We start from the raw sequence: 25,578 nt of genomic DNA, 5'->3' as shown, positions 1-25,578 counted from the left end.
CGCTTTGTCCGCGTAGAACTCGTTCACGCCGAGTGCAGCGAAAGACTGCAGTGAGCCCATTTTGCCGATTGCTGCAATGTGCACGAATGACCGCTGAACAAGTGCAGGCAAGTATGCAGCATTCGCTTGTCAGCTAAATGCAATGCTGATGGAATAATACGGTGTCCCCGAAAGCCAAATGCTTGGCGAAAATAATCAAACTAGCGGCTGATAAAACATAGCTCCGAATCCCACTTGAAATAGGATTAACCTAACATCGGAGACGCAATCATGACTGATTCAGATACAATTTTCTTTGGCTATCATGCTGATCCATCGCGCTCCAGCTCATTGCAGGCTGCTGCCTATACCGAGCGCAAGTGGTTTGACGCAGATCTTTGCGCCATCCTCTCCAAAACTTGGCAGTGGGTATGTCATGTCGAGAAAACACGTGAGCCGGGATCTTATGTAACAGTGGATATTGCCGGCCAACCCATTGCAGTTGTGCGTGATAAAGAGGGTAAGCTTCGTGCCTTTTATAATGTCTGCAAACACCGTGCGCATGAATTGCTGTCGGGCGAAGGCAATACAACGCGGATCATGTGCCCCTATCATGCTTGGGTCTATAAACTTGATGGGCAATTGGCCCGTGCGCCACATACCGAAAACCTCGAAGATTTCAGGAAAGACGAGATTTGTCTCGATGGAGTGCAGGTCGAGGAATTTTGCGGCTTTGTTTTCGTCAATTTGGATCCAATGGCAGCTTCTTTGTCAGAACAATCCGGCAACTTGGAAACCGAAGTGCGCCATTGGGCACCGGATGTGGATCAACTCACTTTTGGCCATCGTCTGACCTATGACATCAAATCCAACTGGAAGAACGTCGTGGACAACTTCCTAGAGTGCTATCACTGTCCTACAGCGCACAAAGATTTTTGTGACCTCGTTGATATGGACACCTACAAGGTTACGACCTACGGCATTTACTCCAGCCATATGGCTGACGCGGGCACAAGTCCGAATTCCGCTTATGACGTGTCGAATGCCACCGTGAAAACCCATGCGGTTTGGTGGCTCTATCCGACGACCTGCCTGATGCGGTATCCGGGACGGTCAAGCATGATCGTGTTGAACATCATCCCCGTTGGGCCAGATCGGACGCTTGAAACTTACGACTTCTTCCTAGAGACGCCGGAACCCGACGCGATGGAGTTGGACGCAATTCGTTATCTGGACGAAGTTCTTCAGGTCGAAGATATCAGCCTTGTCGAAAGTGTGCAGCGCGGGATGAACACACCTGCGTTCACCCAAGGTCGGATCGTCAATGACCCGGATGGTTCCGGCAAGTCCGAGCACGCCGTACATCACTTCCATGGCCTGGTCCTGGATGCTTACGCAAAAGGTGCTGCGTGACGCGGCCAAACATCTTCGTGATAATGGCGGACCAATTGGCACCGCACTTTACTGGGGCATACGGGCACAAGGTTGCCAAGACACCCCACCTTGATGCGTTGGCCGCGCGCGGCATGCGCTTTGATGCGGCTTACTGCAATTCTCCACTCTGTGCACCTTCACGGTTTGCTTTTATGTCGGGCCAGCACATCAGCCGCATTGCAGCTTACGACAATGCATCCGAGTTCAGAGCCTCGGTGCCAACATTTGCGCATTACCTTAAATCGCTAGGCTACAGGACCTGCCTTTCAGGCAAGATGCATTTCGTAGGCCCAGATCAAATGCATGGGTTCGAAGACAGGGTAACAACCGATATCTACCCCGCAGATTTCGCATGGACCCCGGATTGGGAAGCGCCTGATGAGCGGATCGATAAGTGGTATCATAATATGCAGACCGTCAAGGAAAGCGGTTTGGCCCATGCGACCTTCCAGATCGACTATGACGATGAAGTTGGCTTTGCCGCCAATCGCTGGCTCTTTGATGTCGCCCGAGACAAAGCACGTGGGAACGATGCGCCCTTTGCGATGGTGGTAAGCTTCATTCACCCGCATGATCCTTACGTTGCGCGACCCGAATGGTGGAATCTCTATTCGGAAGATGAGATCGACATGCCGTCCTTTACACCCGCGACAGAGGATCAGGACCCATTCTCGCGTCGATTGATGGATGGGATCGAAGCATCATATGTGCCGCTCACCGACGAGGAAATCCGTCGCGCGCGTCATGCTTATCTAGCCAATGTCAGCTACTTCGACAGCAAGATCGGGGAGCTGATTCAGACCCTCGAAGAGACGGGCGAGTTGGACAACACCATAGTGTTTGTAACTGCGGATCACGGCGACATGCTGGGCGAACGTGGGCTGTGGTATAAAATGAATTTCTTTGAACACTCTGCGCGCGTTCCACTGGTCATGGCCGGCCCGGGCGTTGCAGAGGGGACAACGCAGAATGCAGTGTCGCTGGTTGATTTGCTGCCGACCTTTATCGATATTGGCGGCGGTAATCAGACGATGATCGGAGAACCGATCGACGGCCGCAGCCTAATGCCTTTGGCCCGTGGCGAATACGACCCAGTTGATGAAGCCATCGGTGAGTATTGTGCCGAGATGACAGGCTATCCCGTAATCATGATCCGGCGCGGGCCGTTGAAGTACATTCATTGCGATAGCGATCCGCCGCAGCTCTACGACCTAAACGCTGACCCGCTGGAAACGAAAAATGTCGCCACAGACCCTGACTATGCTGATGCGGCAACCCGTTTTGCAGCCGAAGTCGCCGAACGGTGGAACGGTAGTGAATTGCGAAAGAAGATTATCGCCACGCAGAAATCACGCCGCGCGTTACACGCCGCGATGGAGGCAGGTGCCAGCGCGCCATGGGATTACAACCCACCGTCCGATGCAAGCCAGCAGTATGTCCGCAACAACTTGGATTGGACGGTTGCTGCTAGTCGTTACCGCTATCCGCCTTTGAAGGATTGAAACCAATGATGCTGAACGGAAAAATTGCCCTTGTGACCGGCGCGCGCGGTGGCATCGGGCGTGCAATTGTCGCGCGGTTCCTAAAAGAAGGGGCAACAGTATTTGCCGCGGACCTTACACCGGAAGGGTCGTTAGACCAGCACGACGAAGATGGCAGTCACTTTGTTAAGCTGGATGTGACGCAAGAGGCTGACGCGGTTGCGGCGATGGATCATGTGCGCGCCGCACACGGAAAGTTGGACATCCTGGTGAACGCGGCCGGGATCGAGATCGAAAAAACGGTTGAAGAGACCACGTTGGAGGAATGGAATCAAAGCTTTGCGGTTAATTCCACAGGCACGTTCCTGACCTCGAAATACGCCATCCCATTGATGCGCGAAGCGGCGAAGACAGGGAATAGCGCAAGCCTCATCAATTTTGGCTCCTACGATGGGTTCATCGCTGATCCGGGCCTTGCGGCCTATTGCGCAACCAAAGGTGCAGTACACGCTTTGACCCGCGCAATGGCTTGCGATCATGGCCCCGAAGGTATCCGGGTAAACGCCATCTGCCCCGGCTATATCGATACCCCTATGCTGCAGAGCTTCTTCAACGGAGATGGATCTGGTGGCGGCGGCGGCAATATTGAAACGCTGAAACAGGCCGTGCGCGATGTTCATCCGACGCGGACCTACGGGACGCCTGCGGACATTGCAAACTTGGTCAATTGGCTTGCTTCCGACGAAGCACGGTATGCCTCTGGTCAGTTGTGGGTTCTGGACGGGGGGCTGTCTGCACAAGTGCAGCAGATGAAACTCTGATGCCCAAATCCGTCATCATCACCTGCGCACCCACAGGGGGCATCCATACGCCGTCGATGTCACCACATCTGCCGATTACGCCCGCCGAGATTGCGACAGCAAGTATAGAAGCGGCCCAAGCCGGCGCGTCGATCATTCACTTGCACGCACGGCATCCAGAGACCGGAAAACCCGACCCCCGACCCGAGCTATTTCAGCAGTTCCTGCCCGTGATCAAACAGTCCACTGATGTGGTGATGAATGTCTCTACCGGCGGCGGTTTGGGTATGTCGATGGATGAGCGCCTGCTGGCGGCGACCTCAACAAGCCCAGAGATGGCATCTCTCAACATGGGTTCCATGAACTTTGGCATCTTTCCGATGCTGCAGAAATACACCGAGTTTCAGCACGATTGGGAACAGCCATTCCTGGAGATGACAGAGGACTTCATCTTTCCGAACACCTTCAAAACAATTCGTTACGCCATTGAAAAACTTGGTGGTGATCATGGCACCAAGTTCGAGTTCGAATGCTATGATCTTGGCCATCTCTACAACGTCAAATGGTTCGTGGATCAAGGCCTGATCAAACCGCCTTTTTTCATTCAGATGGTGTTCGGCATCTTGGGTGGCGTCGGCGCGGATGCAGACCATCTAACCCACATGCACAACACAGCGGACAAGCTGTTCGGGGCAGAGAACTACGAATGGTCTGTCCTTGCCGCTGGCCGTCACCAAATGCCTTTTGCAACCCAAAGTGCATTGCGCGGCGGAAACCTTCGGGTTGGTCTCGAAGACAGCCTGTTCATCAGCAAAGGTGAGTTGGCCAAATCCAACGCGGCGCAGGTCACGCGCATCCGATCAATCGTAGAAAACCTTGGCCTTACGGTCGCGACGCCAGCAGAAGCGCGCATGCGGCTCGCACTAAAAGGCGGCGATCAGGTTGGGTTTTGAGGAGACGCTTATGCAGACGAAAATGTTGATCAATGGCGAATTGGTCGCTGGCACCGAAGAGACGTTGGAAATCCTGAACCCCGCAACAGGCGAAATCATATGCACAGTAAATGAAGCCAGCGATGCACAGATCGAGGCCGCCGTGCGTGGCTCACAAGAGGCATTTGAGACCTTTTCGGGTACGACCCCCGCGGAACGCGCCGCGATGTTGCTTCACATAGCTGATGTTATCGAGGCGAACAGCCAGGAGTTGGCAGAACTTGAAAGCCTGGATGTTGGAAAACCCTGGCCATCGGCTCATGATGACGAAATGCCGCTGACGATTGATGTCTTTCGCTTTTTCGCTGGTGCTGCGCGGACCATGATGGGGTCTGCTGCTGGCGAATATGTTGCGGGTCATACCTCGATGATCCGGCGCGATCCAATTGGTCCCGTAGCGGCCATAGCGCCTTGGAACTATCCGCTGATGATGGCGTCTTGGAAGATTGCCGCACCAATCGCGGCGGGATGTTCTGTTGTGTTGAAACCGTCCGAGATAACGCCCCTTTCTACTCTGCGTCTGGCTGAATTGTTGCAAGAAATCCTGCCAAAAGGTGTGCTCAACGTGATCCACGGTCGTGGACCCAGCGTCGGGAATACCCTGATGAACAGTCCACAGATGGAAGGGATCAGCGTTACGGGATCGCCGGCGACCGGCATGGCCGCAATGCGGGCAGCGTCCCAGCAGATTAGACACGTTCATCTGGAGTTGGGCGGCAAAGCACCGGTCATTGTCTTTGATGATGCTGATCTTGACGCCGTGGCCGAGACGATCCGTTATGGCAGTTACTTCAATGCCGGTCAGGACTGCGCACAGCCTTGCCGCGTGATGGTCGCAGACAGTGCCTACGACAGGCTTGTGGCAGCCCTTGCTGATCAGGTCGCTCAGATCCAGATTGGTGCGCCGAAAGCCGAGGGAACAGAAATGGGTCCTCTGGTTTCTGCCACTCAGCGAGATCGAGTTGCAGGTTTTGTAGACCGAGCGCGAGGCAATTCTGAAATCGTTGCAGGGGGGGCGTTTGGCGAAGAATACGGGTTTTTCTACCAGCCGACAGTCATCGCCGACGTAGACAATACTGCGGAGATAGCTTGCAACGAGGTGTTTGGACCTGTTGTAACTGTCTCCCGTTTTTCTGACGCAGAAGAGGCGTTGAAGATTGCCAACAACGGGCCTTACGGGTTGGCCTCATCGGTCTGGACACGGGATGTTGGACGCGCGATGCAAATGACGTCCAAGCTGCGCTATGGGTTTGCGTGGGTAAACACGCATGGGATCGCGACCCCCGAGATGCCATGGGCCGCGATGAAAGGCTCGGGCACGGGCAGCGATATGTCGGTCTATGCATTGGATGCTTATACTGCGATCCGTCACGTCATGGTGGCGCACTGATGCGGTTGGCTGGAAAACGCGCCTTTGTTTCAGGCGGCAAGCAGGGAATTGGGCGGGGAATTGTTGAGGCGTTCATGGCTGAAGGGGCCGCTGTCACTACCTGTGGGCGCGGCCCTCAACCCGATGATCTGCCGGAAAACGTAATTTGGTACACACTGGATGTGTCCGACGCCGAAGCCGTTGCACAGATCGTCAGTATAGTCGGTGGGACCGATATCCTTGTAAACAATGCCGGCGTTCAGGTCGAAAAAACAGTGACCGAAAGCACAGACGCGGATTGGGACTTAGTGATGGGCGTAAATGCGCGAGGCGTTTTTAACTGTTGTCGCGCCTTCATTCCAGAAATGTCGCAAGGTGGCTCGATCATCAACATCGGTTCGATCTCGGGCAATGCCGCGGACCCATCGATGGCGCTCTACAATGCGTCAAAAGCGTTTGTGCATGGGCTCACACGCTCTATTGCAGTGGACCACGGACCAGCGGTGCGCAGCAATGCGATCTGCCCGGGATGGATTGAAACGGGCATGCTGGACGCAGCGTTCGACCTCGCGCATGACCCAGAAAAGGCCAAATCCGACGCGCTGGCCCGCCACGCGGTCAAACGCTTTGGCAAACCTGCCGATATTGCAGCGATGGCTGTGTGGCTGGCCTCTGACGACTCGTCTTTTGCAACCGGCCAGTTGTTCACAGTGGACGGTGGCCTGACGGCGGCCTCCCCACTTAATCCGGGACTGTTATGATGTCAGAAATTGAAAGAACCGCCATTCTTGGAGCCGGTGTGATAGGGGCAAGCTGGGCAGCGTTGTTTCTCGCCTCGGGCCGTAGCGTGACGGTCTTTGACCCCGATCCGAATACCGAAGCATCCGTTCGCTCTTATATCCAAAAGGCCTGGCCGGCATTGGACGAATTGAATCTCACAGATAGGGCCACACCTGACGCTATCACTTTCGTTTCAACCGCCGAGGCGGCTGTCCAAGGCGCGCAATTTGTTCAGGAGAACGTGCCAGAAAGACTGCCAATCAAGCATTCGACCTATGCCGGGATTGAGCCAGAGTTGAACCCTGACGCAATAGTTTCAAGCTCAACTTCCGGCCTAACGCTTGAAGCTTTGCAAGAGGGATGGCGCGATCCCAGCAAATTGATCCTAGGTCATCCATTTAACCCACCGCATCTCATCCCACTGGTCGAATTGACCGTCAACGAATCCACCGGTTCAGATGTTTTGGACCGCACAGAAGCTTTCTACAAAGACATTGGTAAAATTACGATCCGGATCAAGAAAGGCATGCCAGGACATGTCGCGAACCGTTTGCAAGCCGCGGTTTGGCGCGAGGCCGTTCATATGGCGGTCGAAGGTGTCGCCAGTGTCGAAGACATCGATAAAGCGATGTGGGCTGGCCCGGGACTGCGGTGGGCCGCGATGGGTCCGACAACCCTTTTTCACTTAGGCGCAGGCGATGGTGGCCTGCAGGCTTTCTGTGACCATTTCAAAGACACATTCAATGGCTGGTGGGACGACCTGGGCGACCCTCGTCTTGATGAGGATGTCATCAATAAACTGGTCGATGGCATTAACGATCAAACTCAGGGGCAAAGTACCGAAGAGTTATCAGCGCAACGCGACAAGATGCTTACAGCGATGCAAAAAGCTACCCAACACCTTCGGACTTGATGTCGGGATTGAACATTGGCCAAGCGCGAAACTCGAACGGGGTGCGGCCTTCAATGCGATCCGCACTGGGTGTCAATCCAAATCGTTTGCGGTATGCCCGGCTGAAATGAACCTGTCCATTAAACCCTGATGCTTCCGCAATCTCGCTGAACTTAAGCTCAGTTTGCGTCACTAATCCGCGCGCGCGATCAAGGCGAATGTCGCGGTAATACTCGATCGGCGACTTATGGACAAATTGCTGAAACAATCGGCTAAGTTGTCGTTGCGAAATCTTCAACCTCGCTGATATTTCAGGGATCGACAAAGTGGCTTCCAAGTGCGCCTCCATCAAATCGATCGCGTCCCTTACCACCCCAGAGGTGACGTACCCCAGCGGTTCCATGTCTTTGGGGTTCTGTGATTGGCCTTCTCCGCGCACATTGTGATGAAAAAGGTATCGAGCAGATGCATTGGCGATACTCTCACCAACGACAGAATGTACAAACCGCAATCCCAGATCGGTTGCTGCAGAACCCCCGCAACAAGTGAAAATCTTTCCATGCATAATAATCATGTTCTCTGACACGGTGGTGTCATGGGCCGTTTCGGCAAAGGCGTCGATGTGTTCATAGTGAACCGTTGCGGTCTTTCCTTTGAGTAGTCCAGCCGTCGCAAGAACAATCGCGCCAGTATCCAAACCTCCAACGATTGCTCCACCCGATTCCCATTTCTGTAGTGCTACCTTGAACTGAGGTGTCCCGTGACGCTCAGGTGTCCAACTTGTACTCACCAGAACCATCCAAGGCTTGCGCCTCACCACCTCCGCCAATGGGGCAGTGTCAACGACCAAGCCGCTGCTCGATTCAATTGGACCACCAGGGTCTGAGACATAGGTCCAAGAAAATCGAGCTGAACCCGTCAGGTAATTTGCTACTCTGAATGGATCCACGAAAGACGTTGTCGCCGAAACATTAAAATGCGAACTCACCAAAACAACTATGTCTAACTTGCGATCTATTGGCTGCGTCATGGCCGATTTTGTAAAACAGCGTCCAAAATTGTCAATTATTTTTCGGAAATTCGCAAAAGACACCAAAGTGCTGAGCCAAGCACTGCCTAAGTGCTGAGGCTAGGCTGAGGGGATCAGATCTCAATCAGTTTCTGAAGCTAGAAAGCCGAGATTCGCTCCACCGCAGCGAAGGCTCACTTTGTCCGCACAGCAGACGCTCACGAGTACTTTGCGAATAACCGAACCGAGCCCACAACAGACATCGCAGTTTCGCGCATCACGCAGGAATATCCGAGGGCGAAAGTCGCGTAGCGCGCAACAAATCGGCACCGAAGAATGTTATGGTTACGGATAGTTGTCTAGGTTGGCTAGTGCGCTTCCTATACGGACAGCCGATGAGTGAAGACAAAACATAACATCCAGACAAACGTGAAAATTAAAGACTGTACCTTCGGCCTCTCCAGTCGGGTTTAGGTGCCGACAATTTGGCATCTCCGTTCTGGGAGCTAATTCACTTCTGAAATTATTACCCCACCCTGCTTCACCAAGAGGTCAACAATTGCGTCGACCCCTTTTTTGTGGCGAAGGGACGAGAACAAAAATGGCCGCCCTTTGCGCATTCTGGCTGCATCTCGTTCCATTACCTCCAGTGAAGCGCCTACATGCGGCGCCAGATCGGTTTTGTTTATGACCAGGATGTCGGATTTTGTTATTGCCGGTCCGCCTTTTCGCGGGATTTCCTCTCCAGCGGCGACGTCGATCACATAGATTGTAAGGTCTGCGAGTTCCGGGCTGAAAGTAGCCGACAGATTGTCGCCGCCGCTTTCGATCAGAACGATATCAAGATCGGGATGGCGTTCCTGCATTTCAGCGACAGCTGCAAGGTTTATCGATGCGTCCTCGCGGATTGCTGTATGTGGGCAACCGCCCGTTTCGACGCCGATAATCCGATCTTGGGGAAGGACCTGCATGCGCACCAGCGCTTCGGCATCCTCCTGCGTGTAAATGTCATTGGTGATGACGCCCACTGAACAAGCATCGCGCAGGGCTTCAGACAAGGCAGCGGTCAAAGTGGTCTTTCCGGCTCCAACCGGACCGCCGATGCCAACGCGAAGAGGGCCGTTCATACTGCTCATGTTCGGAATATCCTTGAATACTGTATTTCGTGTCTCATCGACGCGATGTCCGTCAGGAACGCAGTCGAACTCAATTCTTCCAAGCCTGCCATTTGCGCCTTTTCGACGATATGAGCACATAGCGGTGTCAAATTACGGATTAGTTTCTGCGCGTCGGTTTGCCCCAGCGGCACAAGACGCGTTGCGCAAGCGACCAAGTTGCTTGCGAATGCTTGTAGATACATCTTCGTCGTCAGCAGTAGGGGGAGGTTTTGTAGACGCGCGGCGTGACCTACTGAAACTGGGTAGGAAAGCTGTTGGATGTCTATATCCCAGACCTCTCCTGTGACAGTCCCGAATGCCTGTCCCAGCAGTTCGGTTTCCATTTTCCTTTCGGATGACGCGCAGATAGCCCGTGCCTTGGCATCGATGCTAAAAAGTTCATCTTTGTCCCGCGCGTTGTATGCGGACACCACGAACAGAGTATCATTCCATCCAGATCCGTGTTCCAGCGCATCTGAAACCCAGGCTTCGGCGTCTTGGGAACTGGCGACCGCTCCTTCGTCAATTGCAGCTTCCAACCCATGAGAATAAGCAAATCCCCCCACAGGGTATGCCGGAGACAACCACTGGGTCAGCGTCAGGATATCGGCGTCAGTGGGCGTGGCCATGTGTCCTGCCGTGGCCATAGGCTCCGCCTTCGGGGTTGAACGGTTCGTGCACCTCGCGCACTGCGGCTCCGATTTTCAATAGCATATCTCGGATCACATGATCGATCTGGATCAGCAGACGATCCTTTTCGATCTGGCAGGGCGTGTGGCGATTGCCAATATGCCACGCGATGCGTGTCAGGTCCGGAGCGGAAACCTCAAGCAGTGCTTCGGGTGCAGCCTGTATTTCCACTTCGCGACCGTCGTCCAGAATCAACGTGCCACCGTGGTTCAACGAGGTGGTTTGCGCCAGATCGACGAGTATTTGTTCGCCACTTTCACAGGTCAGAACCTTGCGACGCAAAAAACGATCGTCATAAGTCAGCGACAGGCAATCTGCGGAGTCGCTGTGCATATGATCCGAGTAACGGCGTGCGGTGCAGAGCAGGGCGGTCATACCGTCGCCTCCTCTGGAGCAGAAATAGTCAGAGCCAGATTGAATCCGCAAACACCCGGTGCACGATCCGTTCGCGTGATAGGCCGCGTTTTTTCAACTCTTCGTCGCTGAGCGATTGCAGGAATTCGACTTGCCGAACGCGCGATTGAGCTTCGGCCACACTGATCAGAGCCCCGTAGACTGATGCTGTGATGGACGCGATCAGACCGGGCAGCGAAAAGCGCGCGTGAGATTGTGTTGCTGAGTGTGCCATTTGGACCCTCGTAAACGTTGGTCCTCCCTTGGGCATTAATATCTGTCATATCGGCCTCACATTGAAGTGGGTGTTTGGTCATTTCTGCGTTGCGCGCTGTGCAATGCAGCATAATTTTTAGTCAGAACATAAAGTATCGCTGTGCCATGGGCAGTACTTCGGCGGGTTGGCAGGTCAGCAGTTCGCCATCTGCTCGGACTTCGTAGGTTTCTGGATCAACTTCGACATGAGGTGTCGCGTTGTTGAGCAGAAGATCCTGTTTGCCAATCTCTCGCGTGTTTTGGACAGCCACGGTCTGCTTTGCCAATCCTAGTGTATCACCGATCCCGTCCGCCAGCGCGGCTTGCGACACAAAGGTGATTGCTGAGTTTTCAACGGATCGACCATAGGCACCGAACATTGGCCGACTATAAACCGGCTGCGGGGTGGGTATCGAAGCATTGGGATCACCCATCTGTGCACAAACGATGGTGCCGCCTAGCAAAACCATCTCAGGCTTCACTCCAAAAAAGGCAGGGTCCCATAGAACCAGGTCGGCGCGTTTTCCTTCCTCGATGCTGCCAATCTCGTGGCTGAGGCCATGGGCAACCGCAGGGTTAATCGTGTACTTGGCGATGTAACGGCGAACGCGCAGGTTGTCGTTGTCACCGGATTCCTCCGGCAGGCGGCCTCGCTGTTTCTTCATTTTATCAGCCGTTTGCCAGGTGCGAATTAGAACTTCGCCAACGCGCCCCATCGCCTGACTGTCAGAAGCGATGATGCTGAAGGCACCCATGTCGTGCAGGATATCTTCAGCCGCGATGGTTTCACGCCGAATGCGGCTTTCAGCAAAGGCCACATCCTCGGGGATGGATTTGTCGAGGTGATGGCAGACCATCAGCATGTCGAGATGTTCCTCTACCGTGTTCACCGTAAAGGGCCGCGTCGGGTTGGTAGAGGAGGGTAGGACATGGTCCTCACCGCAGATTTTGATGATGTCGGGGGCGTGGCCGCCGCCCGCGCCTTCGGTATGGAAAGCGTGGATAGTACGGCCCTTTATCGCGGCAACTGTATTTTCAACAAACCCGGATTCGTTGAGCGTGTCGGTGTGGATCATCACCTGAACGTCCATCGCATCAGCGACCGCAAGGCAGCAGTCGATGGCCGCCGGAGTCGTGCCCCAGTCCTCGTGCAGTTTCAGGGCACAAGCTCCGGCTTTTACCTGTTCCTCTAGAGCAGCGGGAAGCGAAGCATTTCCCTTGCCCGCGAAAGCAAGATTCATGGGAAAAGCATCTGCCGCCTGCAACATCCGGCCGATATGCCATGGGCCCGGGGTGCATGTGGTCGCCAGAGTGCCATGTGCCGGGCCAGTGCCGCCACCAAGCATGGTCGTCAGGCCAGAATGCAGCGCGTCCTCTATCTGTTGAGGGCAGATGAAGTGAATATGGCTGTCGAACCCGCCAGCCGTCAGGATGCGACCCTCGCCAGCGATGGCCTCGGTGCCGGGGCCGATGATGATGTCTACGCCGGGCTGTGTATCCGGATTTCCGGCTTTGCCAATCTTGGCGATGCGCCCGTCCTTTAGGCCGACATCCGCCTTGTAGATACCCGAGTGATCCACGATCAGAGCATTGGTGATCACCGTGTCCACGGCGCCTTCGGCACGCGTGGCCTGAGACTGCCCCATCCCATCTCGAATGACTTTACCACCACCGAACTTGACCTCTTCCCCATAGACATCTTCGCGGTGACCGGTCTCGCTGAAACGCGCAGTCGTTGCGCGCTCCACGATAAGGTCTTTTTCTACTTCGATGATCAGATCGGTATCTGCCAATCGTACTTTGTCGCCGACCGTGGGGCCGAACATGGAGGCATAGTCACTCCGGCTGATCTTGCCCGGCATCTTTCAAAGCCCCCATGATGTGCATATTGAAACCGTAGATGTGCCGGCGCCCCTCAAATGGCACCAGCATAACTTCGCGAGTTTGGCCTGGCTCAAATCGCACCGCAGTGCCCGCCGGGATGTCCAGCCGCATACCCAAAGCTGCATACCTATCAAAATCCAGAGCCGGGTTTGCTTCGGAAAAATGGTAGTGGCTGCCGACCTGTATTGGTCGGTCGCCGGTATTGGCGACAATAACAAGACGGCTGCTGCGCCCTGCGTTCAGCGTCAGTGAGCCTTCGGCCGGAATGATCTCACCCGGGATCATTTCGGCAGCTTCAAAATCACGGTAATGGCGATGACCGCGATCAAAGCCAACCCAGCTGCGAGCGCGGCGTAATCACTGCCATGGGCGTGAACTTGGGTATCCGAATGGGCCATGGCCGGACCAGCCAGAATGAGAGCGGGAAACAGCATACGGTTCATGGGTGACTCCTTTGGAAATTAGCGAATGGGGTTGTGGACAGTCACAAGTTTTGTGCCATCCGGGAAAGTGGCTTCAACCTGCACCTCGTGGATCATCTCGGGCACGCCTTCCATGCATTGGCCCCGGGAGATCACTTCAGCCCCGGCTTGCATCATGTCGGCGACCGAACGGCCATCGCGCGCGCCTTCGACCACGGCGTCGGTTATCAACGCAATGGCCTCGGGGTGGTTCAGCTTGACGCCGCGGGCCAGTCGTTTTCGAGCGACCTCGGCTGCCATGGCGACCAGCAATTTGTCTATTTCACGAGGGGTCAGGTTCATGTCAGAGCATCCAGCATCGGGGCAATGTGTCTTTGTTCAGACGGTGTAGAACTGGTATCAGCGTTCGACGCAGTGCAAAGCTGTTGTCTGCCAGAATGCGAATGACCAATAGGTCTTTCCGGATCACGGTTGCCCCTGCGGTGTCCGGTAGCATTGCCCGCACAGGTTTCAGATGACCTTCGGCAGAACTCGACGCTAAGACGATTAGCGCCATCGCCCCTGCGCCGTTTGTAATATGCGGCTTGGATACGTGCGTATGCCAATCACCAGAGAACCTAATCGCATCGAGAAACACTGGCGTGTCCTCGCGCAGAATCTCGATTCTATCGCGCAAGCGGATGCCGGTCAGCGTCTCGCCCATGGCAGCGCGCCCAAAGACCAGCGGCTCGACCATCAGCATTTCAGCATCAAGCCCCATGTCGATCCTAAGGCGTCGGTCCAAAGCGCTGCCGTTGTACAGAATGGTTTCTTGCGGCAACCAGTTCAGCCGGGCACCAGATTCAACCGTCAAATGATTTGTAATCTGGCCCCATTCTTGGGGCTGGGCTTTGTAGGCGCGCTCGCAGGCTTGTGTCGTCAAGGTCAGCGCCGTGCTTTTTGCTGCCTTGCAAGAAAATCGGAATGAATCACCTCCGGTCACACCGCCCGCCGTGTTCAGAAGAACCGCATCAAGATCCGGTGTGATCGTTCTTGGGAATAGGCATTTAAAGGACCCAGACTGGCGAAATCTGTCCAGTACAGTCCTGTTGCCCAATTGCTTGGTGCTTAAGCTGACGGTGCCTGCAGCACGTGGCGGTACCGTGCTATGCGTGGGCAATATGGCTGCAACTTGTGTAATAGGGCACCTTTAGCGCGTCGTTTGGTGCCACCTGTTTCTCTGTTGTAGTGTCGGAACACTAATCTGCAGTGTCGGAATCAGCTTATTTCCACTTCGTGTGTCTAAATTTTAGACAGCAACCTTCGACTTAGATGAAAAAATATGCGCTTCTCGCCGATTTCCCAAATTGGGCTAAAGGTAAGTTGCCAACCTTGCTGCAATGCAGAAACCGTATGGGTGCCACCGCGGAAATGACCCGGGGGTGTGTGACGGCTGCGCGAATTGGACCTCGAACACAGCCGCCACACGGAACGCAACAACAGTTGCGGGGATCAGGTAGAAGCAGAGTGTGCCTTTGTGCAAGCCCTCTCTCCCGGCCCCGCCAGGAGGATTACATGAAATCGCTCAAATCCACGCTCGCCGGATCGGTTGTCTTTGCTGCCATAGCCACCGCTGCGTTGTCGGACGAAGACACGATCAAGGTCGGAGTGCTGCATTCGCTGTCGGGCACGATGGCAATCTCAGAGACTACTCTGAAAGACACCATGCTGATGCTGATCGACCAGCAAAACGCCAAAGGTGGTCTTTTAGGCAAGCAGCTTGAGGCCGTTGTTGTGGATCCCGCATCGGATTGGCCGCTGTTCGCGGAAAAAGCGCGTGAGCTGCTGACCGTCCACGAGGTGGATGTAATATTTGGCAACTGGACTTCGGTCAGCCGCAAATCAGTACTGCCTGTGATCGAAGAGCTGAATGGTTTGCTGTTCTATCCGGTTCAGTATGAGGGCGAAGAAAGCTCCAAAAATGTCTTTTATACCGGTGCGGCCCCGAACCAGCAGGCGATCCCTGCGACCGATTATTTCCTGGAGGAACTGGGGGTCGAGAAATTCGCTCTGCTCGGCACGGACTACGTCTATCCCAGGACCACCAACAATATTTTGGAAAGCTACCTTAAGCAAAAGGGTATTGCGGACGCGGATATCTTCGTCAACTACACCCCCTTTGGCCATTCTGACTGGTCCAAGATCGTATCTGACGTCGTTGCACTGGGCGAAGATGGCAAAAAGGTTGGTGTGATCTCGACCATCAACGGAGACGCCAACATTGGTTTCTATAAAGAACTGGCTGCAGCCGGTGTTTCGGCAGATGACATTCCGGTCGTGGCCTTTTCGGTTGGTGAGGAAGAACTGTCCGGTCTCGATACCACCAACCTCGTCGGCCATTTGGCGGCTTGGAATTATTTCCAGTCGGCGGATACTGATGTGAATGCCGAATTTGTCGAAACCTGGAAAGCCACCATGGGTGACGAACGGGTGACCAACGATCCTATGGAGGCGCATTACATAGGCTTCAACATGTGGGTGAATGCCGCGACCGAAGCCGGCTCGACCGAAGTAGACGCTGTGCGCGCCGCCATGTACGGGCAGGAATTCCCGAACCTGACCGGCGGTACTGCTGTGATGTTGCCGAACCACCATCTGGCTAAGCCGGTTCTGATTGGTGAGATTCAGGAAGACGGCCAGTTCGATATCATCAGCGAAACCGACATTGTGCCGGGCGATGCATGGACCGACTTTCTGCCTGAATCGTCAGTGCTGAAATCGGATTGGAAAGATCTCGGCTGCGGTATGTACAACACCGAGACCGTGAGCTGCGTTCAAACCTTGTCGAACTACTAAATCGTACGCAAGGCGGGTGTGATCGCCCGCCTTGCCCAAAGACACGCGGGTTTCACCACATGTTAAGACTATTCCTTGCGGGCCTGGCAATTCTCTTCGCCTGCCTGAACGCCAACGCGCAAGAGGGTGGCCTGCAGCCGATCTTGCAGGATCATCAGGAGATCATTGTCAAAAGCTCGCGCAAGACGATCAAACCGGCGATTGATGCGCTTGCCGCCAGTGGGCTGCCGCAAGCGCAGGTGATGCTTGAAACATGGGCCGCCAAAGACATGTGGGTGCGCAAATCTGATGGCCTGTTCTTTGCCGGAAAAACGGCCGAAGGACGGTTGTACGAACTGACCGATTTCGACACGGGCGAAGTGGTCGGTACCTTTGAGAAATCCGACCTGAAGCAATTGAAACCCAACAGCGGTATCCGCGCTATGATCGGGACAGCACTGGTGCAGTTCCAGTTGACCGACCCGGACCGAAAGAAGCGCCTGGCCGCACTAAAATCCATTCAACGTGATCCCGAAGGCGCACTTCTCGAACCTCTTCGTGCCTCGATCGAGGATGAGCCAGATGTGGATTTGAAGGCCCAGAAGCAACGGCTCGAACGGCTGCTGACTATTGGATATGACGAAGACGTTGCGGCCCGCGTGGCTGCAATTGAAGAAATGTCGAACGATCTGGGTGTCGACGTCCGCGCGGCGTTGAACCCGTTACTCGTGACCTCACGAAAGACCGCTGCGGACCTGCCATCGGATGTTAACGTCGCCATCGTTCTGGAACCCGGATCAGACGCCTTGTCCCGGGACGACGCATACCACCTGTTGGTCGCGAGTGACTTGGCTGCGCCCCCTGTGTTGCCTGACGACATCCGCCTGGATTTGGCCGCGAACATTGATGGTGGCCGCGTAGGGGGCATCCCGGTCGCGCAACTGAACGAGAATACTGCGCGCGCGCAAGCCTACAGCACTCTGGCCGAAGCCGGACTTGTTCCTGCGTTGGTAACTGAGGCCGATATCGACACGGCGCTGGGTGCGCATGTGTTCTTTGAGACTTATGCCGAGCCGTCCACCGAAGTAACCGCCGCTGCCGAAAAAGCGTTAAAGAAGATCGAGCTGAAAGTTGGCCTAAACCAGACGCTCGACCTGACGTTGGACGCAGTCTCTCTGGCCTCGATCTATTTCCTTGCCGCCATTGGGTTGGCCATCACTTTCGGAGTGATGGGTGTAATCAACATGGCCCATGGCGAATTCATCATGATGGGCGCCTATACGGGGTACGTCGTTCAGCAGTTCGTCCCCGACCATACGGTATCGATCATCCTTGCCATCCCAATGGCCTTTGCCGTCACGTTTGCCATGGGCGTTGCCATGGAGCGCCTGGTGATCCGCTGGCTTTATGCCCGCCCGTTGGAAACACTGCTGGCGACCTTTGGTATCTCGATTGCCTTGCAGCAACTGGCCAAGAATATCTTTGGTACACAGGCCCGCCCTCTGACAGCTCCGGGTTGGCTGGACGGGGCGTGGGTGATGAACGATGTGGTTTCGATCAGCTATATCCGCATTGCGATCTTCGTACTGGCGCTGATCTTTCTGGGGCTGTTCCTTTACATTATGAAACGGACAAGGCTGGGGCTTGAGATGCGTGCGGTCACGCAGAACCCGCGCATGGCCGGATCAATGGGTATCAACCCGGGGCGGGTGAATATGCTGACCTTCGGTCTCGGCTCCGGCATTGCTGGCATCGCGGGTGTCGCCATTGGCCTTTTTGCCAAGGTCACATCGGATCTGGGCAACGACTACATCGTGCAAAGTTTCATGACCGTAGTTGTCGGTGGTGTCGGCAACATCTGGGGCGCGCTGGCAGGCGCGGGGATGATCGGGTTCCTGCAGAAAGGGATCGAGTGGATGAACCCGTCGAACACGCTCGCGGCGCAAACCTACATGATCATCTTCATCATCATTTTCATCCAATTTCGACCACGAGGCATTATTGCCCTCAAAGGTCGCGCGGCGGGGGATTGAACCATGCAGCGTAGTTTTGTTGCTAAGAACCCATCTGTACTGGTCTTTCTGGCCATCCTGTCGCTGTTCACGCTGGGTGTAACTGTCCTGTCCGAAGGGTTCGGGATCGGTGTGATCTCAACCAGTTTCGTCAAAACGCTGGGCAAGACCCTGTGCCTGTGTTTGATCGCTGTCGCGATGGATCTGGTTTGGGGTTTCACCGGCATTCTATCACTAGGCCATTTCGCTTTCTTCGGGCTCGGTGGCTATATGATCGGCATGTGGCTGATGTATGAACGCACCCGGCTGATCGTGGTCGAGTCATTGTCACAAGCCGACATTCCGGCAACGCCTGCCGAAGTTGTGGACGCCATCGGCACTCAGATTTTCGGCGTAGTCGGATCATCCGAATTCCCGCTGATCTGGGCGTTTTCGCACAGCTTGACGCTGCAGTTGATACTGGTCGTTGTGGTGCCTGGCCTGCTGGCACTGATCTTTGGCTGGCTGGCCTTCCGCAGTCGAGTGACCGGCGTCTATCTGTCGATCCTGACGCAAGCAATGACGCTGGCTCTGGCGCTGTATCTGTTTCAGAACGACAGCGGTTTGCGCGGCAACAATGGCTTGTCCGGCTTGCAGAACCTGCCCGGTGTCACTGTCTCTCAGGACGTTGTTTCGCTCTGGTTCCTGTGGGCTTCGGCTTTGGCGTTGGGACTGGGTTACATGCTGGCGGCATGGATCGTGTCGGGCAAGTTCGGCTCAGTCCTGCGCGGTATTCGAGACAACGAGGCGCGGGTTCGGTTCCTCGGCTATTCGGTCGAAGCCTACAAGTTGGCTGTCTTCACCCTGACGGCTTGCATCGCCGCAATCGCGGGTGCGCTATATTATCCGCAGGCTGGCATTATCAACCCCGAGGAGATGGCCCCCATCGCCTCAATATATCTGGCCGTCTGGGTCGCTATCGGCGGCCGGGGCCGCCTGTATGGTGCGGTCATCGGCGCGGCTTTTGTCAGCCTGCTGAGCACGTGGTTCACGGGCGGGCAGGCCCCGGATATCCTGCTTGGCTTTTACACGATCAAATGGGTCGACTGGTGGCAAGTGCTGCTGGGTGTGTCCTTCGTGCTGGTCACGCTGTTTGCTCCGCAAGGTATCGGAGGTTTGTTCGACTTGTATACCAACCAGCGTCATCCTGATCGGCATGGTGCCAATCTGGGACCGGATGAAGGCGCTTTGCGTGAGAAAGAGGCCAGCCAATGAGCACCTTGTTAGAAGTAAGTGGCGTATCGGTTACCTTCGACGGGTTCCGCGCTATCAACAACTTGTCCTTCCAGATTGGTGAAGCGGAGCTACGTTCCGTGATTGGCCCGAATGGGGCTGGCAAGACTACGTTTATGGACATCATCACCGGCAAGACCCGGCCGGATGAGGGGCGGGTCATATGGGGTGAAAAGTCCGTATCTTTGTTGGATATGACCGAGGCAAAAATCGCGCAGGCGGGAATCGGGCGGAAGTTTCAGAAGCCCACGGTTTTCGAGGATCAGTCCGTGCGCGATAATCTACTAATGGCGCTAAAGAAAAATCGTGGCTGGGTTGGTGTGCTGCTTTACCGTCCGTCCAAAAGTGATTTGCAGAAGGTCGAGGACCTAGCCACCGAAATTGGGCTTTATCTGGAACTGAGCCGGAAGTCAGGTGAACTGAGCCACGGGCAGAAGCAATGGTTGGAAATTGGCATGCTGCTTGCGCAGGACCCACGTCTGCTGTTGGTTGACGAACCCGCCGCAGGCATGACCCCGCAAGAGCGCGAACATACCACAGACTTGCTGGTTCAAGCTGCAAGGACCCGCGCGGTTGTGGTCGTTGAACATGACATGGAATTTGTCAGGCGCCTGAACTGCAAAGTAACGGTTTTGCATGAAGGATCAGTATTAGCCGAGGGCAGTCTTGATCACGTGACATCAAATCAGGACGTCATCGATGTCTATCTGGGGCGCTAGAAAATGTTGAAGCTGACCGATCTGACTTTGCACTATGGGCACTCGCAAATCCTCAATGGGATTTCCATGGAAGCTTTGCAGGGTGAAGTAACGTGCGTCATGGGGACCAACGGTGTCGGAAAAACCAGTCTGATGAAGGCAATCTCAGGGACGCACCCCCGTTCCGGTGGCGAACTGGAGCTTGACGGAAAGCAAATGGGTATCTTACCTGCTCATCAGATGGCCTGGAAAGGTGTGGCATTTGTCCCCCAAGGTCGCGAAATATTCCCATTGCTTACGGTTCGAGAAAATCTGGAAACAGGTTTCTCCTGCCTGCCTGCAAGCGAACATTTCGTCCCAGATGATATTTTTGATATGTTCCCGGTCCTCAAAAAAATGCAGAACCGGCGCGGGGGCGACCTTTCCGGCGGGCAGCAGCAACAGTTGGCCATCGCGCGCGCACTAATCACAAAACCGCGCCTGCTGCTGCTGGATGAGCCAACCGAAGGTATTCAGCCGAACATAATCCAACAGATTGGCGAAGTGATCCGGCACCTCAGAAAGACGAGCGGAATGGCAATTGTCTTAGTCGAGCAGTATTTCGACTTCGCATATGATCTTGCCGACAGGTTTGTTGTGTTGCGACGTGGTGAAGTCATGGTCAAAGGCACACGAGATGACCTGACGCGTGATCAAGTGTTGCGGGCCGTAACAGTTTAGCACTGCTCGATGTAGTTGGCTTTGGTATGGGTGCATCAAAACCAAATCATGTCCTGCATTAAGGCTCGAGACATGGTTTGATCCTACAAAAACGTACAATTTGAGAGGTATTTTTTTGAGATACGGTCCTTCGGTACCTCTTGCCGTGATATGTGAGTACTTTCGGACAGATCGACAGGCTTGGTGTTTTATCAAGGTTCGGCTTGAGCTTGAACCTTTCCGCAACGTTGCGCTCCACGATGGTCAGTGCTGACTGCAGTGAACGGGCGGTTTGGACATTACCGGTTTATGCCCGTGCAAACGCTCGCAAATAGGTGTCCGCTGCATTGCCGAAAACACATTGCTGCGGGCGCGAACGCTTTCTGCGTCACCAGCATGCGAAATCCCAAAAGTCCGGTTTGTCCCGCAAGGCAGACATTCACTGAATTCTGCCGAACGTCTGTACCGAGCCCAAACCAACCGATGCTGTTGAAAGCACCAATGTCATCGATGCGCAGATAGCTGACTTTGTAGATTTTCGTGAGAATTCAAATCCGAGCCCAGAGTCTCGGCGCAATTTCCATCACTCTGTCTGCCTTGAAAAATGGTTTCAGATAAGTTTTGCAAGGAAAACACGGGTTCCTCGGTTTTACGCTGGTCCCGTCAATTAGTGTTGTTTTCATTGACTCATTGCCTTGCATGCGATCCGCTCAACTACGTCATTTGTTTCAACGCAAGGATTTGATGTCATGCCAGAATCGCTCAACCTGCATAAATTTGAAAACCTAAGTCCTTTCCAAATCAAGGACGAACTTATCATGTTGGCGCAAAAAGAGGCGCGGCAGATGGCTCTGCCATACCTTAATGCCGGTCGAGGGAACCCTAACTGGATCGCCACCAAAGCTAGGGAGGCATTTTTCCTTTTGGGGCAGTTCGCCATGACAGAAGCGCAGCGCCATCGGAATGAGCCGAGGGTCGGTCTGGCTGGGATGCCGCAAGGGCCAGGTTGCTATGACCGGCTAAAAGCATATTGCGCCAATTCGGTTGAAGGAAACGGTCCTCCAGGTGCGGAAACTTTGGTGGCCGTAGTGGATTTTGCGATTGAGAGATTTGGTTTTACACCAGACGATTTCGTGCTTGAGTTGACCGACGGAATTGTTGGCGACCACTACCCGATGCCCGACCGGTGCATGGAGCACAACGAGGCGATTGTCCACGAATACATTTTGTGGGCGATGTGCGCGGGGCACCGACCGGATGCGAAGTTCGATATTTACGCTGTTGAGGGTGGAACCGCTGCGATGTGTTACATCTTCAAAGCACTCAAGAACCAGCGATTGCTGAATGCCGGCGACACCATTGCGTTGGGTACACCGATTTTCACGCCTTATCTGGAAATGCCGGTACTTGAAGACTATGGGCTGAACACAGTGGATGTATCTTCGAAAGAAGAGGACCACTTTCAACTGAACGACGATGATTTCGAAATCTTGTCCGACCCGAAAGTCAAAGCGCTGTTTCTGGTCAACCCGGGCAACCCCTCTTCAGTCGCTATCAGCCCCGAGGTCACGACCCGGCTTGTCGAGTTCGTAAAGAACCGCCGCCCGGACCTGATCATTCTGACTGACGATGTTTACGGGACCTTTGTTCCAAACTTTCAGTCCATCTTGGGGCACCTGCCTGAGAATACCATCGGGGTCTATTCCTACTCCAAGTACTTTGGTTGTACCGGATGGCGCTTGGGCGCGATTTTGGTGGCCGAGAACAACATCTTCGACAAGATGATTGCGGGGGCTCCGGACGAAACCAAGGCCGTTGTCAACGCACGGTACGAAACGTTGACGCCTGATCCATCCTCGTTCAAGTTCATTGACCGGATCGTCGCCGACAGCCGCGATGTTGCGCTGAACCACACTGCAGGTCTATCGCTGCCGCAACAGGTGATGATGACCTTGTTTTCACTGGTCGAGCTTATGGACGAAGAGAAAGCCTATCAGAAATTCTGCTGGGGTATTCTGAAACATCGCTTTGACGAGTTGGTCGAAGGCATGGGCATCGAAGTTCCCGATAACCCGCTATTCGACAAATACTACGGTATCATCGACTTCGAATTCTGGCTCCGAAAATACGTGGGCGAAGAGGTGGTCGAATGGATCAAGGAGAATGTCCACCCGCTAGATATATCCTTCAAACTGGCTCAGGACCACGGGATCGTTTTGCTGAATGGATCGGGCTTTGACGCGCCCAATTGGTCGGCGCGGGTATCGTTCGCCAATTTGGATGATAGTGCTTACCGCCAGATCGGAAGAGCGGTGCGCGCAGTGGCCACCGGTTACGTGCAGGCCTACCGTGCCTCGAAAGGACTGCCTTTGCACGGTTGAAATCTAACACTAGCAATGAGGAACGGATCAGCGTGATGATTGCCACACACGCTGATCCCACCCTTCCAAGTTAGGATCCCGGTTGTCGCGCCCATTTCCGGTTTGACTTACGGAACAAAAGCCACAACCAACGGCCCCCATAGCGTCAGGAAGATGTTGGCCACGGCATAGGTCATGGTGAAGGCTGGTGTAGGTGTCGAGTTCCCTGCCTTTTCCAGTAGTGTCGCAAAACCGGGATTGCCCGAGCGTGATCCGGTCACAACCGCACAGGCCTCAATCGGGTTTTTAATACGCAGGGCGAAATAGTTGATTGGGAACTGCACGATCATGGGCATCAATGTAACCACCACACCCAACAGCAGCAGCGTGATCCCATATTCCTGAATCGCCTCTAGCGCGGGCTTGCCTGCATTGAGGCCAACGACACCAACAAACACAGCTAATCCAAAGCTCTGAAGGAAATTAGCGGCTCCACGGTTAATACCACCGATCTTGGGTCGCCGGATGCGCATATAACCGATGATCAACCCTGTAACCAGGCATCCGAGGCCGGACCCTAAAGCCACCTTCGTTCCTGCGATGACAAAACTGATCTCTCCTATCAGATAGCCGATGGCCACGCCGATCCCCAATGCAATGAAATTGGTTACCGAGGCCGAAGGCGGAACGTAGCCCGCAACTTTCGCAACTCGGTTCAGATCGTCCTTGTGACCGACAATACTGACCTCGTCCCCTGCGTGGATCTCAGTGTTGTGCAGAACGGGAACATCATGGCCCATGCGGGTGATCTTTGAGATATGAACACCGCGCCTCTGATCCGCCGTCAGAGCCTCGCTCAATTCTGCCAACGTTTTGCCAGTTAGTTTGCGGTTGGTGACCACTACGTTACGACGTTCCTCTACAACCGTCAGTTCAGGAGGATACTCTCCGATTTCACCACTGGCGCTACCCTCGAACTGGGTCAAAGTCGCTACGAGGCCAGAGACGACCACAACGTCTCCTACATTCACTACTGTTTCAGGATTTGGATCCACAGGAGCGCCATCGTGGAGTAACCGTTCGACGATCAGATCACCGTCATAGCCGCTTTCGATGTCTTTGACGGGTTTTCCGGCAATGGTTGCATCGGCATTTACCTGATAGGCTCGGGCGTCAAACCGGTTCATAGGAAGGAACTCACCTTCCTCTAGTTTGCGACCGCCGCCGCTGAGTTTCTGAGCCAGCTTAATCGCTTCTTGCCGCAGGTCGACACGCATGATGATTGGAATGACACTAACTGCCAATATTGGGCCGATCGAGCCGAAGATATAAGTAACCGAGTATCCTACGGCGATGTTGGTTTTTAACTTTTCTGCCTCATCTGCGGCCAGCCCAAGCAGATCGATGGCATTTCCAGCGGTGCCAATGATCGCTGATTGTGTCAGACCACCAGCGGCCAATCCAGCCGCCAACCCTTTATCCAAGCCGGCCAACCGAGCAACGACTATAACAAAAAACAACCCCCAGAGGGTCATCATAAACGCGGCAAGTAACTTGGTCAGCGCAGTTCGGTTCAAGGCCGCAAAAAATTGAGGCCCGCCATTATAGCCAACCATAAAAATGAAGAGGGAAAAGAATACATTCTGAACATCGGTGCTAAGGTTGATACCGCCGATTTGGCCAATGAAGACCGCCACCAACAACGTACCAGCGATGCCCCCCAGTTCGAACTTGCCGACCCGAAACTTCCCTACGCCGTATCCCAGACCCAGACAAAGAAACAGTGCCATGATCGGGAAGGCGCGCAGCTGTTCTGTAATCAATTCCATTGTAAAATCTCCCGGGTCCAAACGCTGGTCCTTTCTTCTCAAGATACAGCGCCTTACTGTGCTGAAAACAAGAAAATTTTGACACCCGGCGCCATGCGGAGATTTCGAAACTACTCGGAACAGACTTTTTTAGGCAGATGCGCTCGCAACCTAAAAACTACTTTTTTAGAATCTAGGTCACTCCATTCACTCTTTGTTTCTTAAGGGGGTCAGTCTTGGCTACTTCAATGGACTCTTGAGTTCCCTTCGGACATGCCGCGGATATTCACGTAGGTTGCAGCGCGTGGCTGTTGGTTTCATGACCTGACCTGCAGGAATGAAGCCATAAGATTGAAGCTTGGGCAACCGTGTACCGGA

General features: G+C 54.4%; 24 protein-coding genes. 13 read left to right on the top strand and 11 right to left on the bottom strand.

Features of this window, described 5'->3' with window-relative positions; translation table 11 throughout:
- Window positions 1–270: 270 nt before the first annotated feature.
- Genes AC2FFA_RS10970 through AC2FFA_RS10940 form a run of 7 tightly spaced genes read left to right on the top strand, consistent with a single transcriptional unit; the run spans window position 271 to window position 7,748 of the window.
- Window positions 271–1,392, top strand: coding sequence for an aromatic ring-hydroxylating oxygenase subunit alpha (locus tag AC2FFA_RS10970; protein WP_299898787.1), 1,122 nt, complete (start codon window positions 271–273; stop codon window positions 1,390–1,392).
- Window positions 1,389–2,915, top strand: a complete 1,527-nt coding sequence (betC, locus tag AC2FFA_RS10965) for a choline-sulfatase (RefSeq protein ID WP_496851709.1) — start codon at window positions 1,389–1,391, stop codon at window positions 2,913–2,915. The genes AC2FFA_RS10970 and betC overlap by 4 nt, the downstream gene beginning before the upstream one ends.
- Window positions 2,916–2,920: 5 nt before the next feature.
- On the top strand, window positions 2,921–3,715 hold the full coding sequence (locus tag AC2FFA_RS10960) for an SDR family NAD(P)-dependent oxidoreductase (RefSeq protein WP_496851708.1): 795 nt from the start codon (window positions 2,921–2,923) through the stop codon (window positions 3,713–3,715).
- A complete protein-coding gene (gene kce, locus AC2FFA_RS10955) occupies window positions 3,715–4,647 on the top strand; it encodes a 3,5-dioxohexanoate:acetyl-CoA acetone transferase (protein WP_496851707.1) in 933 nt (310 codons plus the stop codon). Before AC2FFA_RS10960 ends, kce begins: the two co-directional genes overlap by 1 nt.
- Before the next feature lie 10 nt (window positions 4,648–4,657).
- On the top strand, window positions 4,658–6,076 hold the full coding sequence (locus AC2FFA_RS10950; protein ID WP_496851706.1) for a gamma-aminobutyraldehyde dehydrogenase: 1,419 nt from the start codon (window positions 4,658–4,660) through the stop codon (window positions 6,074–6,076).
- Window positions 6,076–6,816: an SDR family NAD(P)-dependent oxidoreductase gene (locus AC2FFA_RS10945; RefSeq protein ID WP_496851705.1), complete on the top strand. Its 741-nt coding sequence runs from the start codon at window positions 6,076–6,078 to the stop codon at window positions 6,814–6,816. The genes AC2FFA_RS10950 and AC2FFA_RS10945 overlap by 1 nt, the downstream gene beginning before the upstream one ends.
- Window positions 6,816–7,748, top strand: a complete 933-nt coding sequence (locus AC2FFA_RS10940; RefSeq protein ID WP_496851704.1) for a 3-hydroxyacyl-CoA dehydrogenase NAD-binding domain-containing protein — start codon at window positions 6,816–6,818, stop codon at window positions 7,746–7,748. The genes AC2FFA_RS10945 and AC2FFA_RS10940 overlap by 1 nt, the downstream gene beginning before the upstream one ends.
- Here the strand turns inward: AC2FFA_RS10940 and AC2FFA_RS10935 are convergent.
- The 10 genes from AC2FFA_RS10935 to AC2FFA_RS10890 form a co-directional block, all read right to left on the bottom strand.
- Entirely contained in the window at window positions 7,726–8,757 is a 1,032-nt protein-coding gene (locus AC2FFA_RS10935; RefSeq protein WP_496851703.1) for a GlxA family transcriptional regulator, read from the bottom strand. The two genes, AC2FFA_RS10940 and AC2FFA_RS10935, sit on opposite strands and share 23 nt — an antisense overlap.
- Window positions 8,758–9,242: 485 nt before the next feature.
- Window positions 9,243–9,872, bottom strand: a complete 630-nt coding sequence (ureG, locus tag AC2FFA_RS10930; protein ID WP_496851702.1) for an urease accessory protein UreG — start codon at window positions 9,870–9,872, stop codon at window positions 9,243–9,245.
- Entirely contained in the window at window positions 9,869–10,540 is a 672-nt protein-coding gene (locus AC2FFA_RS10925; protein ID WP_496851701.1) for an urease accessory protein UreF, read from the bottom strand. The genes ureG and AC2FFA_RS10925 overlap by 4 nt, the downstream gene beginning before the upstream one ends.
- Window positions 10,506–10,958 carry an urease accessory protein UreE gene (locus AC2FFA_RS10920; RefSeq protein WP_117869593.1) on the bottom strand — a complete coding sequence of 151 codons (453 nt, stop codon included), beginning with the start codon at window positions 10,956–10,958 and terminating at the stop codon, window positions 10,506–10,508. Before AC2FFA_RS10920 ends, AC2FFA_RS10925 begins: the two co-directional genes overlap by 35 nt.
- A gap of 28 nt (window positions 10,959–10,986) precedes the next feature.
- Window positions 10,987–11,211, bottom strand: a complete 225-nt coding sequence (locus AC2FFA_RS10915; protein WP_117869592.1) for a DUF1127 domain-containing protein — start codon at window positions 11,209–11,211, stop codon at window positions 10,987–10,989.
- A gap of 121 nt (window positions 11,212–11,332) precedes the next feature.
- Window positions 11,333–13,093, bottom strand: a complete 1,761-nt coding sequence (gene ureC, locus AC2FFA_RS10910) for an urease subunit alpha (RefSeq protein ID WP_117869591.1) — start codon at window positions 13,091–13,093, stop codon at window positions 11,333–11,335.
- Complete coding sequence (locus AC2FFA_RS10905; RefSeq protein WP_117869590.1) at window positions 13,068–13,400, bottom strand: urease subunit beta; 333 nt, start codon at window positions 13,398–13,400, stop codon at window positions 13,068–13,070. The genes ureC and AC2FFA_RS10905 overlap by 26 nt, the downstream gene beginning before the upstream one ends.
- Window positions 13,397–13,558 (bottom strand): hypothetical protein, encoded by a 162-nt coding sequence (locus AC2FFA_RS10900; RefSeq protein WP_159090125.1) that lies wholly within the window; start codon window positions 13,556–13,558, stop codon window positions 13,397–13,399. The genes AC2FFA_RS10905 and AC2FFA_RS10900 overlap by 4 nt, the downstream gene beginning before the upstream one ends.
- 18 nt (window positions 13,559–13,576) lie before the next feature.
- Complete coding sequence (locus tag AC2FFA_RS10895) at window positions 13,577–13,879, bottom strand: urease subunit gamma (RefSeq protein ID WP_496851700.1); 303 nt, start codon at window positions 13,877–13,879, stop codon at window positions 13,577–13,579.
- Between the two features lies 1 nt (window position 13,880).
- Window positions 13,881–14,696: an urease accessory protein UreD gene (locus AC2FFA_RS10890; RefSeq protein ID WP_496851699.1), complete on the bottom strand. Its 816-nt coding sequence runs from the start codon at window positions 14,694–14,696 to the stop codon at window positions 13,881–13,883.
- A gap of 395 nt (window positions 14,697–15,091) precedes the next feature.
- Between AC2FFA_RS10890 and urtA the strand changes: the two genes are divergently transcribed.
- The 6 genes from urtA (at window position 15,092) to AC2FFA_RS10860 (ending at window position 23,413) form a co-directional block, all read left to right on the top strand.
- Window positions 15,092–16,372, top strand: coding sequence for an urea ABC transporter substrate-binding protein (gene urtA, locus AC2FFA_RS10885; protein WP_496851698.1), 1,281 nt, complete (start codon window positions 15,092–15,094; stop codon window positions 16,370–16,372).
- A 59-nt stretch (window positions 16,373–16,431) separates the two neighbouring features.
- Window positions 16,432–18,384 (top strand): urea ABC transporter permease subunit UrtB, encoded by a 1,953-nt coding sequence (urtB, locus tag AC2FFA_RS10880; protein ID WP_496851697.1) that lies wholly within the window; start codon window positions 16,432–16,434, stop codon window positions 18,382–18,384.
- Between the two features lie 3 nt (window positions 18,385–18,387).
- Window positions 18,388–19,617: an urea ABC transporter permease subunit UrtC gene (gene urtC / locus AC2FFA_RS10875; RefSeq protein ID WP_496851696.1), complete on the top strand. Its 1,230-nt coding sequence runs from the start codon at window positions 18,388–18,390 to the stop codon at window positions 19,615–19,617.
- On the top strand, window positions 19,614–20,354 hold the full coding sequence (urtD, locus tag AC2FFA_RS10870) for an urea ABC transporter ATP-binding protein UrtD (RefSeq protein ID WP_496674104.1): 741 nt from the start codon (window positions 19,614–19,616) through the stop codon (window positions 20,352–20,354). The genes urtC and urtD overlap by 4 nt, the downstream gene beginning before the upstream one ends.
- 3 nt (window positions 20,355–20,357) lie before the next feature.
- Window positions 20,358–21,053, top strand: coding sequence for an urea ABC transporter ATP-binding subunit UrtE (gene urtE, locus AC2FFA_RS10865; protein WP_496851695.1), 696 nt, complete (start codon window positions 20,358–20,360; stop codon window positions 21,051–21,053).
- Window positions 21,054–21,781: 728 nt separating this feature from the next.
- A complete protein-coding gene (locus AC2FFA_RS10860) occupies window positions 21,782–23,413 on the top strand; it encodes a bifunctional aspartate transaminase/aspartate 4-decarboxylase (RefSeq protein WP_496851694.1) in 1,632 nt (543 codons plus the stop codon).
- Window positions 23,414–23,520: 107 nt separating this feature from the next.
- Here AC2FFA_RS10860 and aspT read toward each other — a convergent pair whose 3' ends face one another.
- The gene (gene aspT, locus AC2FFA_RS10855; RefSeq protein WP_496851693.1) at window positions 23,521–25,221 is read right to left on the bottom strand and encodes an aspartate-alanine antiporter; all 1,701 of its coding nucleotides are present in this window, start codon (window positions 25,219–25,221) and stop codon (window positions 23,521–23,523) included.
- Window positions 25,222–25,578 lie beyond the last annotated feature (357 nt).

The organism is Ruegeria sp. YTSB088 (genome assembly GCF_059609825.1).
This window is presented reverse-complemented; position numbering and strand designations above follow the sequence as displayed.